The sequence below is a fragment of the Pseudomonas sp. Pseu.R1 genome (assembly GCF_045764065.1).
Taxonomy (GTDB): domain Bacteria; phylum Pseudomonadota; class Gammaproteobacteria; order Pseudomonadales; family Pseudomonadaceae; genus Aquipseudomonas.
In genome coordinates this window covers 5,590,084-5,604,843 of the sequence record NZ_JBJGEE020000001.1, presented here as the reverse complement: position 1 = coordinate 5,604,843, position 14,760 = coordinate 5,590,084, and the positions used below count along the sequence as shown (strand labels likewise).

Sequence of the window (14,760 nt, the reverse complement as noted above, 5' to 3'; positions counted from 1 at the left end):
TTCTGACAAGGCTCGTGATCACATGCCCACAATCGCTGACAGCCCGCTGTACCCTCTGACCGGCCTGGCGTTGACAGCGAAGGAGTCGGAGCGGCATTTCGCGACCCTGTTCAACCTGAGCCCCAATGTGGTGCTGCTGACGCGATTCGAAGACGGCTTGATCTGCAACGTCAATCGCCATTTCGAAGCCACCTTCGGCTGGTCGATGGCCGACTGCGCGGGCCGGACCACAATGGAAATAGGGCTTTGGATCAATCCGCAGCAACGCCAGACAGCACTGGACCGGACCTTTGCTTCCGATGAGCCCGCCAGCCTGGAAAGCCAATGGTGCGGGCGTGACGGGTGCGCTCACGACGGCACCCTCTACACCCAGAAAATAGAACTCAGTGACGGGCTGTATCTGCTCAGCACGTTTATCGACAACACCGAACACAAGCGCGCTCAGCGTGCGTTGCAAGCCAGCGAGGAAAAATTCGCCCGCGCGTTTCACTCCAGCCCCGACGCAATCATCATTACCGAAAAGGCGACCGGCAAATACATCGAGGTCAACGACGGCTTTTCCCGGCTGTCCGGCTACAGCGCCAGCGATGTCATCGGCAGCACGGTGTTCGAATTCGTGATCATGGCGGATATTTCCCAGCGTGATCGCCTGATCCAGGAAGTCCAGGAGCATGGTCGGGTGCGCAACCGGGAGTTGTTGGGCCGTAACAAGAACGGCGATCTGATCACCGTCGACGTGTCCATCGACCCACTGACACTCAACGACACGGCGTGCTTGCTGATCACCGCCCGGGACATTAGCCAGTTGAAGAACGCCCAGGCGCAGATTCAGCACCTGGCCTATCACGACTCGTTGACCAATCTGCCCAATCGCGCGTTGCTGATGGACCGCCTCAGCCAACAGATCGCGCTGCTCAAGCGCCATGACCTGCGCGGCGCGCTGCTGTTTCTCGATCTGGATCACTTCAAACACATAAATGATTCCCTCGGCCATCCAGTGGGTGACAGCGTGCTGAAAATCATCACCGCCCGCCTGGAGGCCAGTGTGCGACTGGAAGACACTGTTGCGCGGCTGGGCGGTGACGAGTTCGTGGTGCTGATCAGCGGGCTGGAAGGCACCCGGGAGGACGTCATCGAACAGGTTCGAGGCCTGGCCGACACCCTGCGCGAGTTGCTGTCCGAACCGATGTTTCTCGACGGCCATCGTCTGCAAGTCACGCCCAGTATCGGGGTCGCGTTGATTCCCGACCATGGCGCCACGCCCGCCGACTTGCTCAAACGCGCCGACATCGCGTTGTATCGAGCCAAGGACTCAGGGCGCAACGCCACGCAAATATTCCACGGCGCCATGCAGAAAGCCGCCAGCGAGCGGCTGCGAATGGAGAGCGATCTGCGCCAGGCGCTAGGCCGGGGCGAGCTCAGCCTCAATTACCAGCCTCAGGTAGACACCTGGGGTAACCGCATCGTGGGCGCCGAAGCATTGCTGCGCTGGCAACACCCCAGCCTGGGTAGCCTGCCGCCCACTCAGTTCATCCAGGTCATGGAAGAAAGCGGCATGGTGCAGGAAATTGGCAACTGGATTCTCGAAGAAGCCTGCAAAAGCGGCAGCAAGCTGTTACGCAAGGGCCTGATCGACAGTCAGGATTTCAGCCTGTGCGTGAACATCAGCCCCCGGCAGTTCCGCCAGGCCGATTTCGTCGAGCGGGTGGAGCGCTGCCTGCGAACCTATCAGGTCCCCACTCACATGCTCAAACTGGAAATCACCGAAGGGATCGTCATCAAGAACCTGGCAGACACCATTGCCAAGATGCTTGAACTCAAGCAATTGGGCGTGGGTTTTGCGATGGATGATTTCGGCACCGGCTATTCGTCGCTGACTTACCTCAAACGCCTGCCGGTGAGCGCGTTGAAGATCGACCAATCCTTCGTACGCGACGCGACCAGCGACCCCAACGACGCCGAGATCGTGCGCGCCATTGTCGCCATGGCCGCCAGCCTCAACCTGGAGATCATTGCTGAAGGGGTGGAAAAACAGGAGCAACTGGATTTTCTCGCGCAACTGGATTGCCATTTTTATCAGGGCTTTCTATTCAGCGAGCCGTTGACGATTGAAGGGTTTGAGGCGTTGCTGCGGGCGCGAATGTCCCAAACAACGTCGTAATCCGTCGAGGTTCTGCTTGCTAGTGCAATCCATTGTGGGAGTCGGCTTGCGGCGGGCGGCGTTCCGACGAATGAGGTGTGCCATTCAACACATCTGTGTCTGAAACTGCGCTTTCGCCAGCAAGCCGGCTCCCACATAAGTTCGCACCGCAACGTAAAGCGTTGCACACAAAAAAAGGCGCTCCTGAGGAGCGCCTTCTTTTTACTGGCTATCGATCAATGCGCCAGGGTTTTCTGACCGTTGATCTGAATGCGTTTTGGCTTGGCCTCTTCCGGCACCAGACGCAGCAGGTCGATGTTCAGCAAACCATTGGCCAGCGCAGCATTCTGCACTTCAATGTGATCCGCCAGACGGAACGACAGTTTGAACGCGCGCTGAGCGATGCCCTGATGCAAGAAGGTGACGCCTTCTGCGTCCTTGTCGCGCTTGCTGCCCGTCACGGTGAGCACACCTTTCTCGACCTGCAATTCCAGGTCTTCTTCCTGGAATCCCGCCGCCGCGATGACGATGCGATATTGGTCGTCCGCGTGTTTTTCGACGTTGTAGGGAGGGTAAGTGCTGGCCGATTCGTTACGGGCCGCCGATTCGAACAAGTCGTTGAAACGGTCGAAGCCTACGGAAGAACGAAACAGTGGAGCCAGAGAAAATGCGGTAGTCATGTGAATCTCCTGATTAATCAGCAAGTGTTTGTCGCCGCGACCCGACTTCGGCATCGCGTAACCCATAGATAGGTTCAGTCACTTCTGTTTCAAGAGTCGCTATGAAATTTTTTTCTCAGGCGGCTTCCGGCGCCATCACACCCAACATCTGACTGATGCGCTCACAATCGGTCTCGCGACGCAACGAATCGAACAGCACCGTGGCTTCAGGGTAGCTCTTGGTCAGCAGCACGACCCACTGCTTCAACCGCCCCGGTGCCTGCACGCGCGTCATCTTGGCCATAGCCTGCAGCCAGAACTCGCGCAGCAACGGCTGAAGCTCTTGCCAGGTCATTTCGACGACCTCACGCCCCGCCTCGGCCGCAGCGATCTGCCGCCCCAGATCCGGACGCGCCACCAGGCCGCGACCGATCATGATGTCCCGGGCGCCACAGATTTCGCGGCAACGACGCCAATCGTCCAAAGTCCAGATCTCGCCATTGGCGATGATCGGGATCTTCACCACATCCTGAATCTTGCCGATCCACTCCCAGTGCGCGGGTGGTTTATAGCCGTCGACCTTGGTTCGCGCATGCACCACGATGTGCTCGGCGCCGCCCGCCTCCAGCGCCCTCGCGCAATCCAGTGCCGGTTCAGTGCTGTCGTAGCCCAGGCGCATCTTGGCGGTGACCGGAATATGCCCAGGCACAGCGCGGCGCACGTGGCTGAGGATCGAGTGAAGCAGCTCAGGCTCCTTCAGCAGTACCGCCCCACCCCGGGATTTGTTGACGGTTTTGGCCGGGCAGCCGAAGTTCAGGTCGATGACCGGCGCTCCCAACTCGGCCGCAAACGCCGCATTTTCCGCCAGACACACGGGATCAGAACCCAGCAACTGCACGCGCAACGGCACGCCGGCCCGCGTCTTCGAACCGTTGAGCAGCTCGGAAGCGAACTTGTGGAAGTAGTGCTCAGGCAACAGACGCTCAGTCACCCGGATGAATTCGGTCACGCACCAGTCGATGCCGCCAACTTGAGTCAGCACATCGCGCAAGATGTCATCGACCAAGCCCTCCATCGGGGCCAGAGCAATTTGCATGGGTCACACTCGGAAAAAAGTCCGGCAGTTTACGCAGTGGCGCCGCGATTGGGAATCTGCCGCGTGTCAGGAAACAGCCTGCCGTAGCGCAGGCGCGTAACCTTCAATGAACTCGGTCGGCATGCGTTTGGGCTTGCCACTGGACAGCTCGATACAGACGAACGTGGTTTGTGCACGCAACAGCGTCACCCCGTCGCTCGGGCGCCTGAGCTGGAAACGCCGGGTCATTCTGATCTTCTGGTCCCAGTCGACAATCCAGGTGGCCAGTTGCAGGTCATCGTCTTGGTACGCGCTGGCCAGGTAGTCAATCTCATGCCGCACCACGGCCATGGCCCGGTCCAGACGGCGGTACTCGGTCAGATCCAGCCCCAGTTGCTGGGAATGGCGCCAGGCGCAGCGCTCCAGCCAGGTGACGTAGACCGCGTTGTTGGCGTGCCCCAATCCATCGATATCGTCTTCACCTACCTGTAGGTCGATGACGAATGGCGTTGCCAGATCCCAGGCCATGCTCGTTCCTGCCCTCATGAATGCGTTCGCAGGCAGTGTAACCAAAAGCGTCGTCAGCAGGTTTCGATCTGTCGCGAACACCTCACTGCATGGCCGACTTGGCAGCTCGCAACACGCGATCGGACAGTTCGTTAGGACCCAGAGCGCGGGCAAGGGCCAGTCCGCCAAGCATCAGCGCGATGTCGGCCAGGGTTTTGTCGGTTTCTTCGGGGCTGGCCGCCAGTTGCGCGACCATCAGCTCGATGTGTTCGGACAGCGCATCACGAAAGTCGTCGGACAGCCGCGCCATTTCACCAATGGCCGTTGGCAGCGGACAGGCGTGCTCTTCTGCATCGCGGTGTTTGCGTGAGAGGTAAAACGCGGCCAACAAGGCGCGGCGCTCGTCACCCGGCAATTGGTCGTCGATTTTCGCAACCATTGCGCGGCGCTCGCTGAGCAACTGATTGAACGCCTCCAGCATCAGCGCTTCCTTACTGTCGAAATGCGCGTAGAAACCGCCGACGGTCAACCCTGCTGCGCCCATGATCTCGTTGACGCTGGGCTCCACCGGGCCACGCGCGATCAACGCCATGCTCGCTGCGTTGAGAATGCGTTCGCGGGTCTGTGCTTTTTTGTCGTTCATGTCCGCCTCCGGGATGATGGCGATAATATTATCTGCATCATCAGGGATGGCAAGGGCGCCATGCTCAACGGCCCAAGGCTGGAAACTGTGGGAGCGAATTTATTCGCGAAGGCGGAGTGTCAGGCGACATTGATGCTGTGAGGGCTAACGTCTTCGCGAATAAATTCGCTCCTACACGTTCGGCATCGGCTGATCAGAAGATCGGGAAAAGAGAAATAAAATCCCAGAAAAACAAAAGGGCCATTCAATAATCGAATGACCCTTGGTCTCGCAGAGCGAGAAATCGTGGCGTCCCCTAGGGGACTCGAACCCCTGTTACCGCCGTGAAAGGGCGGTGTCCTAGGCCACTAGACGAAGGGGACGCAAAACCTTCAGTCGGGTTCGTTATAAATTGCCTTACGAACCCTGGCAAAAATTGGTGGAGCTAAGCGGGATCGAACCGCTGACCTCCTGCATGCCATGCAGGCGCTCTCCCAGCTGAGCTATAGCCCCAGATTTACGCCTCTCGGCGGAGATCAACCTTGCGATCGCTCTCGATAAAGTGGCGTCCCCTAGGGGACTCGAACCCCTGTTACCGCCGTGAAAGGGCGGTGTCCTAGGCCACTAGACGAAGGGGACGTAACCCTTGCGTACCTGATCGGTGCTGGCTCCGATTTTCGGTACAAACTTCAAGGCAGTGTAGCCAACCTTGAAGCTTCTAAAATTGGTGGAGCTAAGCGGGATCGAACCGCTGACCTCCTGCATGCCATGCAGGCGCTCTCCCAGCTGAGCTATAGCCCCACATTACACTTTCACATCACACTGCGTTGCCGCCGTGTTTCTGTGTTGCCGTGTGGACGGGGCGCATATTAAGTGCGACCCGGGTAGCTGTCAAACTTTTTTTAAACATATTTCAAAAGAATTTTCCGGGATAACAATCACTTACCGCCCTCCCCTGATTCTGCCTGCGCAAAATCAGGGGCTTGCCGGTCACTCAGCCAATCGCGCCGAGCAGCTTTTCCCATTCTTTATTTTCTTTCTTCGAGACACCGCCCAGCAGGTCCAGCGCCTGACGCAAACGATAGCGCGTCAGATCCGGGCCAAGGATCTCCATGGCGTCGGTCACCGAAACCGAGTTGGCCTGCCCGGTGATCGCGGCAAACATCAACGGCATCGCATCACGCAGTTTGAGTTGCAGATGCTCGACCACCGCCTGAATGCAGCCGGTAATGGTGTCTTTCTCCCACTGACGCAGGGATTCCAGTTTCCACAAAATCAGCTGCATCACCTGACGCACCTGTTCCGGCGAAAGCTTCTTGTGCTCGAACAGCTTCACGTCCGGATTCACGCCACCCGCGAAGAAGAAGCCGCCCAACGGCGCGACCTGACTGAACGTCTCGACGCGGCCCTGCACGTGGGGCGCGATCTTCATCATGTAGTCGCTGTTGAACGCCCACTTTTGCACCCGCGCGGCGAACTCTTCCACCGGCAGCTCACGCAGCCACTGGCCGTTGAGCCAGGACAGTTTCTCAATGTCGAAGATCGGACCGCCCAGGGAAACGCGATTGAGGTCGAAGTTGTCGACCATTTCCTGCAAGGAGAACTTCTCGCGCTCATCCGGCATCGACCAGCCCATACGCCCCAGGTAGTTGAGCATTGCTTCAGGCATGAAGCCCATGCGCTCGTAGAACGTGACCGACGTGGGGTTCTTGCGCTTGGACAGCTTGCTCTTGTCCGGGTTACGCAGCAGCGGCATGTAGCACAGCGCCGGCTTTTCCCAGCCAAAGTATTCGTAGAGCAGAATCAGTTTCGGTGCTGACGGCAGCCATTCTTCGCCACGCAGCACGTGGGTGATGCCCATCAGGTGGTCATCGACGACGTTGGCCAGGAAGTAGGTCGGCAGGCCGTCGGTCTTCATCAGCACCTGCATGTCCATGCGGTCCCACGGGATTTCGACGTCGCCACGCAGGATGTCCGGCACCACGCACACGCCTTCGCTCGGCACTTTCATGCGGATCACATGGGGCTCACCGGCAGCCAGACGGCGCTCGACTTCTTCTTTGGAAAGCAACAGCGCGCGGCCGTCGTAGCGTGGGGTTTCGCCACGGGCCATCTGCTCGGCGCGCATCTGATCCAGTTCTTCGGCGGTGCAGAAGCACGGGAATGCATGGCCGGCATCGACCAGTTGCTGGGTGTACTTCTTATAAATGTCGCCACGCTCGCTTTGACGATACGGGCCATGCGGGCCGCCGACGTCCGGGCCTTCGCTCCATTCGATACCGAGCCAGCGCAGCGCATCGAAAATCTGTTGTTCGGACTCACGGGTCGAACGCAACTGATCGGTGTCTTCAATGCGCAGGATGAATTCGCCACCATGCTGCTTGGCAAAGCAATAGTTGAAGAGCGCGATGTAAGCCGTGCCAACGTGGGGGTCACCAGTAGGCGATGGCGCGATGCGGGTACGAACGGTGGTCATGAAGAATTCCGAATAGGTCGAACAAGCGGCGAATCTTAGCAGGCGTAACCCTCGCGGCTCCAGCACAGAGGACAGTTTGGCGATCGACGAATGAATACCCGAATATCATTTCTGGTCATTATTGCAACGCTGGCTAGTTGCCAGACTTTATTTGCTGCTAGATTCAGAACCATTCCAATAAACAAGAACGACCATGCCCGCCCAACTCAAACGCCGCCTGTTCATCTTTCTTTTGGTGGTCCTGCTGATCGCCCTCGCCTTCTTCGCCCAGTGGTACCTGAAAGGACGCTTTTACGAAACCACCGACAATGCCTACGTTCAGGGTGAAATTACCCGGGTGTCCAGCCAGCTCGGCGCGCGGATCAGTGAGGTGCTGGTGCAGGACAACCAGCACGTCGAGAAAGGCCAATTGCTGGTAAAGCTGGAACCCGATGACTTCCGCCTGGCCATCGATCGCGCCCAGGCCACGCTGGCAACGCGGGAGGCCGAGCGGACGCAGGCACAAAGCAAGCTGACGCAACAGTCGAGCCTGATCGCCGCCAGCGATGCACAGGTGCAGGCCAATCAGGCCACCCTCGGTCGTACGCAACTGGACCTGGCGCGCCTGCAAAAACTGCGCAAACCGGGCTTCGTCTCAGAAGAACAGGTCACCACCATGACCGCCGACAGCCATGTGGCACGTTCTCAAGTGGCCAAGGCACAGGCTGATGCGCAAGGCCAGCGCCAGCAAGTGAATGCCCTGACCGCCGACATCAAGCGTCTCGACGCACAGATCGCCACTGCCCGCGCCGATCTGGCCCAGGCCGAGTTGAATATGCAGCGCACCGAAATCCACGCGCCGATCAGCGGACTGATCGGCCAGCGCGCCGCGCGCAATGGCCAGTTCGTGCAGGCCGGAGCGTACCTGCTGTCAGTGGTACCCGACGAAGACATCTGGGTGCAAGCCAACTTCAAGGAAACCCAGATAGAGCACATGGAGATCGGCCAATCCGCCGAGCTGACGTTCGACAGCTTCCCCAGCACGCCGATTCAAGGCCGCGTCAACAGCCTGTTCGCCGCGTCCGGCGCGCAGTTCAGCTTGCTGCCTCCGGACAATGCCACGGGTAACTTCACCAAAGTCGTACAGCGTATTCCGGTGAAACTGACGTTCGCGCCGGACAACCCCTTGCAGGGCAAGATTCGTCCAGGGATGTCGGTCACCGTGTCAGTCAACGTCAAACCTGCGAACGACGCCGCAAGTGGCCGGTGATGAACTGATCCGCCCGGTCGGCGAGCCGACCCGGCGTGACTGGATTGCGGTGATGAGTGTGATGCTCGGCGCCTTCATGGCAGTGCTCGACATTCAGATCACCAACTCCTCGCTCAAGGACATTCAGGGCGCGTTGTCAGCCACGCTGGAGGAAGGCTCGTGGATTTCCACGTCCTACCTGGTGGCGGAAATCATCATGATCCCGCTCACCGCCTGGCTGGTGCAATTGCTCTCGGCGCGGCGACTGGCGGTGTGGGTATCACTGGGTTTTCTGGTCTCATCTCTGCTCTGTTCCATGGCCTGGAGCCTGGAAAGCATGATCGTATTCCGCGCCATGCAGGGTTTTACCGGCGGCGCGCTGATCCCCTTGGCGTTCACCCTGACGTTGATCAAGCTGCCCGAACACCACCGCGCCAAGGGCATGGCGCTGTTTGCCATGACCGCGACCTTCGCGCCGTCCATCGGACCGACCTTGGGCGGCTGGCTGACGGAAAATTTCGGCTGGGAATACATTTTCTACATCAACGTCCCGCCGGGGCTGCTGATGATCGCCGGGCTGATGTACGGCCTGGAGAAGAAGGCGCCGCACTGGGAATTGCTGAAAAGTACTGACTATGCAGGCATCGTCACCCTCGGCGTGGGCTTGGGGTGCCTCCAGGTGTTTCTGGAAGAAGGCCACCGCAAAGACTGGCTGGAATCGAGCCTGATCGTCACGCTGGGCAGTATCGCCTTGTTCAGCCTGATCACCTTCGTGATCATTCAGTTCTCCAAACCCAAGCCGCTGATCAATCTGGGCATCCTCGGCAACCGTAACTTTGGCCTATCGAGCATCTCCAGCGTGGGCATGGGCGTGGGGCTGTATGGCTCGGTGTATTTGCTGCCGCTGTATCTGGCGCAAATTCAGGGTTACAACGCCCAGCAGATCGGCGAGGTGATCATGTGGATGGGGATTCCGCAGCTGTTCCTGATTCCGCTGGTGCCGCAACTGATGAAAATCATCTCGCCCAAAGTACTGTGCGCCCTGGGTTTTGGCTTGTTTGGACTGGCCAGCTTTTTGTCAGGGGTGCTGAATCCGGATTTCGCGGGGCCGCAGTTCAACCACATCCAGATTGTGCGGGCGCTGGGCCAGCCGTTGATCATGGTGACCATCTCGCTGATCGCCACCGCTTATATACAGCCGCAGGACGCGGGCTCGGCGTCGAGCCTCTTCAACATTCTGCGCAACCTCGGCGGCGCCATCGGCATCGCCCTGCTTGCGACCTTGCTGGATGCGCGGACCAAGACCTATTTCGACTACCTGCGCGAATCCATCTCCCCGGCCAACCCGCAAGTCGCCGAGCGCATGGCACAACTGACAGAGCGTTTGGGCAACGAGACCGCCGCGCTGGGCAAGCTCAGTGAGATCGCCCATCAACAGGCGGCGATCATGGCCTATAACGACGCGTTCCATTTCGTCGGACTGGCGTTGGGGATCAGCATGCTGGCGGTGGTGCTGACCAAGAAACTGCCGAGCGGAATCAAGGGCGGCGCGGCTCACTGACAGCTCTTTTTATCAGGCCTTTCCTTGGCATCAGTAGGAGTGTTTGCGGCATTGTCGTAGTCCTTTTCTGAAAATCCCGTCCCTCCTGCTTTTTGTGTTTCAGCGCTCAGACAGGCGCGTTTCAAGCCCTTACATTCCGCGCCTTTCTCAGCGCGGATCAGGGAATGTCTGACGCCCAAGGGGCCGCTCGCCAAGGCGATGCCCTCACTCACAACTCGCTACTGGCCGACATCTTTGGCGGCGTTCTGGAAATCGCTGTCGGCGTTGCCATTGGCGCGGCCGTGGGCGCAGCAGTGGTCGGTGCGACCAGCCTGACCGTCGCCACCGGAGGGCTGGCAGCCTGCCTCATTGGTGCTGCGGTTAACGTCGCCGTCGGCGTGGGCATGAACGCCCTGGGTGCTGACGAGGGCATCAGTACCTTCTGCGACAATCTCACCAAAGACCTCTTCCCGCCCAGCGTCTGTGCCTACATCAGCAGCGGTTCGCCGAACGTTTTCATCAACGGCAAACCTGCGGCGCGGGCGGCAGGCTGCACCTCCTACGATACCGTGGACTTGCCCGACGATCAGGCCCCTGAAGGCACCTTTCTCGATATCGCCAAGGGCTTTTTCTCCGAGCTGTGGCAACCCACCCTCGCCTCCCCCGCGCCCGGCGCATCACCACGAGCGCAGGATCAGATCACTTGCGAACGCCATCTGCCAATGCCGGTTCAGTACCTCGCCGAAGGCTCAAGCACTGTCTTCATCAACGGCCAACCGGCGGTGCGCAGCGGGGACCGCAGCACCTGCGGCGCGACGGTGTCCTCGGCGCACGTATCGCCCAACGTGCGCATCGGCGGGGGCAATCTGGTGGTGCGCAGCATTCGCAGTGGCAAGACGCCGGATGTAGGGCTGGCGGTCAATGCACTGATGATGTTGAGGGGCGGGCCGCGCAGGTTCGTCAGCAACCTGCCGTGCATGCTGCTGGGGGGCGTGAATGCCTATGCCGTGAGTCAGGTTTCAGGGGCACTCGGGCGGGCGATTTCAGGCTCGCCGCACCCTGTACATGCGGCCACTGGGGCCAAGGTGCTGGGCAGCGTCGAAGACCTGGACTTTTCCCTGCCCGGTGTCATGCCACTGGCCTGGCAGCGCTTTTACAACAGCCGGGATGAGCGACGGGACGGCCTGTTTGGCGCGGGCTGGAGTGTGACGTTCGAAGTCTGTGTTCACGTTGAAGAAGAGCGGCTGATCTACGTCGACGAACAGGCCCGTCGTATCGACATGGGTCAGATCGGCGTGGGCGAAGCGGTGTTCAGTGCCGGTGAAGGGTTGGTGGTGCGACGGCATGACGATGGCCGGGTACTGATCGAGAGCGAGGACGGGCTGTATCGGTATTTTGAACCTGCTTCCGTCAGTCATTCGATGCTGCGTCTGGTGCAGCTCGGTGATCGCAACGACAACCGCATCGATCTGGCCTATGACGCGCAGGGTCGGTTGAGTGAGCTGCGCGATTCGCTGAATGTTCAGCACTTGCGATTGGGGTACTCGGCGCAGTGGCCGCGGCGGGTTGCGTCCATCGAACGGCTCTACGACGACACGCAGTACCGACCTGAAGCGCTGGTTTATTACAGCTATGACGCGTCCGGGGATCTGATTGAAGTTCGCAATGCGTCGAACAACCTCTTGCGCCGTTTCGCCTACGACAGCGGCCAGCGAATGGTCGAGCATCAGTTACCGACCGGGCTGCGCTGTTTTTATGACTGGGATGTGATCAAGGATCGGGAATGGCGAGTGGTGCGCCATTACACCGATGACGGTGCCGAGTACCGGTTCGAGTACGACCTTGAGGCCGGTCGCACAGTAGTCACCGACGGGCTGGGGCGGCGCAGCGTTCGGCACTGGAATGTGCAGCACCAGATCACCTCGATTACCGATGCGCTGGGGCTGAGCTGGCAATTCGACTGGAACGATGAGCGTCAGTTGCTCGGGGCGACCGACCCGCAAGGCGGCCAGTGGCGCTACACCTACGATGCCGCAGGTAATCTTGCCTCCACTGAAGACCCGCTAGGCCGCCATGAACTAACCCAATGGCTGGAACACTGGGCCCTGCCTCGCGTGGAAACCGACGCGGCAGGCAACAACTGGCACTACCGCTATGACGCTCGCGGGAATTGCACTCATGTGCGCGATCCTTTGGGGCATGTGACGCAGTATCGCTACAACGCCTTGGGCCAGGTTGTCGAAATCCTCGACTCCAGCGGCAAGACCCGTAAGAACACCTGGAACGCCTTCGGCCAGTTGAGCGGGCACATCGACTGCTCGGGCCATCGGACCGAAATTTGCCACGATCCGCGTGGCCACCTGGTGAGCACCACCGATGCCCTGAGCAACGAGACCCGATACATACATGATCTGTATGGCCGTCTGGAAACGCTCAAGACGCCGGATGAGCGCTTGTTTGAGTACCGGTACGATGCCAGCGGACGGCTGATCAGCCAGACCGATCCGACCGGGGCCACCACACGGCTTGAATACGATGCCCGTGGTCAGCTTCGCCAGCGCACCGATGAACTTCGCCGCACGGTGCAATATCGCTACGACGCTTACGGGCGGCTAGACACCCTGACCAACGAGAACGGCGAACACTACCGGTTTGCCTGGGACGCCGGAGATCGGCTGATCGTGCAGCAGGATCTGGACGGCAGCCAGCGACACTTCCGTTATGACGGCCTGGGCAATCCGCTGCGGGTCGAGCAGCGTCCGGCAGCCGTGGGAAATAACGATCCAGTCGACGAGCCGATCATTCACGATCTGAAGCGTGATGCTGTGGGGAGGCTGATCGCCAAGACCACGACCGATGGTCGTACCGAATACACCTACGACCTGCTGGATCAACTGACCGGCATCGCCTTCGCTCCACTTGAAGGCGAACAGCAGCACATTGCGTTTCGTTATGACGCCTTGGGCCAGTTACTCAGCGAACAGAACGCCTACGGCCTTTTGCAACACACCTACGACGAGCTGGGCAACCGGACCCAGACCCGTCTGCCCGATGGCCGCACCCTCAACCGGCTGTACTACGGCAGTGGCCACCTGCACCAGATCAACCTTGACGGCCAGGTCATCAGTGACTTCGAGCGTGATCCCCTGCACCGCGAAGTGCTGCGGGTTCAGGGTCAGATCAGAACCTGCACCCGTTATGACGCCGCAGGCCGCTTGCATCTGCGTATCCCACGCGTCGAAGGGGTACACCCCGACGCCTGGGCCGTTTACGACAAACAGTACGACTACGACCCTGCCGACAACCTCATCTGCCGCTGGACCAGCAAGCAGTCACACGACCGGCGCACTGATTTGCACTACGACGCCACTGCGCGCCTGATCGTCAGCGACGACGACGCCCTGAAGACGCCCGAGGTCTTCGCCTACGACGCCGCTGCCAACCTGATCGACGGCCGTCAGCAAAACGCCGAACAGGTCCGACACAACCGGATCCAGCGCTATCAGGACAAACGCTATCGCTACGACGGCTTTGGTCGGCTGATCGAAAAACAGAGCATTCGACACGGCACCCAGCGTTTTGAATATGACGCCGAAAGCCGCCTGATCGCCGTGCATCAATACGGTGGCATCACTATTCGAATGGTTTACGACCCACTGGGCCGACGCATCGGCAAAACCGAACATAACGCTCACGGTCTCAAGCGCAACGAAACCCGCTTTGCCTGGGAAGGCCTGCGGCTGCTCAGCGAAGAACGCCACGGCACTCAATGCCTGTACATCTACGCCGACGACAGCCACGAACCCCACGCCCGTATCGACAGCAGAGGCGAGCACCAGGAAGTCCTCTACTTTCACAACCAGCCCAACGGCCTGCCCGAAGAACTGACCACCGCCAGCGGTCATTTCGTCTGGATGACCCACTATCGGACCTGGGGCAACACCCATCAGGAAGAACGCAGCCCCTACTACGCCGAACAGAACCTGCGCTTTCAAGGCCAATACCTTGATCGCGAAACCGGACTGCACTACAACACCTTCAGGTTCTACGACCCGGATGTCGGCAGGTTCACCACGCCTGATCCGATCGGGTTGGCGGGTGGTCTGAACCTGTATGCCTACGCGCCGAATCCGGTGGGGTGGGTGGATCCGTGGGGCTTGACGGCCTGCGGAAAAAAAGTAGATGCGCTGCGGAACGGGCCACAAAAAGTGACAGTAAGTGTTAAATCCAAAGCCGAAGCACACGAACTGGTTATGGAAGCTTTTCCAGATGCGCAGAAGGTAAGAGGTATCGGTTCTCAGGACGCAGCGGGCATCCGAAAGAAGCACAAAATGGAGCAATTCAAGAAAAGAGATGGAAAAGTGCGGTACCGCAAAGACTATCCTATAGACCAAAGAACCGGGCGAGTCTATGGTCACGACGACCCAAAAGGTACTGGCCATGGTGAGCTTCCACACATAAATATCAAACGTTCAGATGGGACGATGGTTCGTATTGATATCACCGACTAAGA

8 protein-coding genes, 4 tRNA genes and 1 pseudogene are annotated in these 14,760 nt (G+C 59.4%); 4 read left to right on the top strand and 9 right to left on the bottom strand.

The features are described 5' to 3' along the window. Positions 1 to 70: 70 nt before the first annotated feature. Positions 71 to 2,161, top strand: a pseudogene (locus ACI5GA_RS25520) (EAL domain-containing protein); the annotation flags it as partial. 215 nt (positions 2,162 to 2,376) lie between these two features. Here ACI5GA_RS25520 and ACI5GA_RS25515 read toward each other — a convergent pair. The 9 genes from ACI5GA_RS25515 to gltX all read right to left on the bottom strand — a co-directional run bounded on the left by ACI5GA_RS25515 (position 2,377) and on the right by gltX (position 7,479). Continuing rightward, positions 2,377 to 2,820, bottom strand: coding sequence for an Hsp20 family protein (locus ACI5GA_RS25515; RefSeq protein WP_421424771.1), 444 nt, complete (start codon positions 2,818 to 2,820; stop codon positions 2,377 to 2,379). A 115-nt stretch (positions 2,821 to 2,935) separates the two neighbouring features. After that, positions 2,936 to 3,895 (bottom strand): tRNA dihydrouridine synthase, encoded by a 960-nt coding sequence (locus tag ACI5GA_RS25510; protein WP_421424770.1) that lies wholly within the window; start codon positions 3,893 to 3,895, stop codon positions 2,936 to 2,938. Between the two features lie 66 nt (positions 3,896 to 3,961). Next, positions 3,962 to 4,402 (bottom strand): acyl-CoA thioesterase, encoded by a 441-nt coding sequence (locus ACI5GA_RS25505; RefSeq protein ID WP_421424769.1) that lies wholly within the window; start codon positions 4,400 to 4,402, stop codon positions 3,962 to 3,964. 82 nt (positions 4,403 to 4,484) lie between these two features. Continuing rightward, positions 4,485 to 5,024, bottom strand: coding sequence for a TetR/AcrR family transcriptional regulator (locus tag ACI5GA_RS25500; protein WP_404633298.1), 540 nt, complete (start codon positions 5,022 to 5,024; stop codon positions 4,485 to 4,487). Between the two features lie 286 nt (positions 5,025 to 5,310). Further along, positions 5,311 to 5,386, bottom strand: a tRNA-Glu gene (locus tag ACI5GA_RS25495). 54 nt (positions 5,387 to 5,440) lie between these two features. After that, positions 5,441 to 5,516: transfer RNA gene (locus ACI5GA_RS25490), tRNA-Ala, on the bottom strand. A gap of 50 nt (positions 5,517 to 5,566) precedes the next feature. Further along, positions 5,567 to 5,642, bottom strand: a tRNA-Glu gene (locus tag ACI5GA_RS25485). A gap of 86 nt (positions 5,643 to 5,728) precedes the next feature. Continuing rightward, positions 5,729 to 5,804: transfer RNA gene (locus ACI5GA_RS25480), tRNA-Ala, on the bottom strand. 193 nt (positions 5,805 to 5,997) lie between these two features. Next, complete coding sequence (gltX, locus tag ACI5GA_RS25475) at positions 5,998 to 7,479, bottom strand: glutamate--tRNA ligase (protein ID WP_404633296.1); 1,482 nt, start codon at positions 7,477 to 7,479, stop codon at positions 5,998 to 6,000. A gap of 193 nt (positions 7,480 to 7,672) precedes the next feature. On the opposite strand from gltX, the gene ACI5GA_RS25470 reads away from it, so the two are divergent. From ACI5GA_RS25470 to ACI5GA_RS25460, 3 genes are all read left to right on the top strand, one after another. Next, complete coding sequence (locus ACI5GA_RS25470) at positions 7,673 to 8,728, top strand: HlyD family secretion protein (protein ID WP_404633294.1); 1,056 nt, start codon at positions 7,673 to 7,675, stop codon at positions 8,726 to 8,728. Positions 8,729 to 8,777: 49 nt separating this feature from the next. Then, positions 8,778 to 10,268 carry an MDR family MFS transporter gene (locus ACI5GA_RS25465; RefSeq protein ID WP_421425542.1) on the top strand — a complete coding sequence of 497 codons (1,491 nt, stop codon included), beginning with the start codon at positions 8,778 to 8,780 and terminating at the stop codon, positions 10,266 to 10,268. A 164-nt stretch (positions 10,269 to 10,432) separates the two neighbouring features. Next, complete coding sequence (locus ACI5GA_RS25460) at positions 10,433 to 14,758, top strand: RHS repeat-associated core domain-containing protein (RefSeq protein WP_421424768.1); 4,326 nt, start codon at positions 10,433 to 10,435, stop codon at positions 14,756 to 14,758. Positions 14,759 to 14,760: the final 2 nt, after the last annotated feature.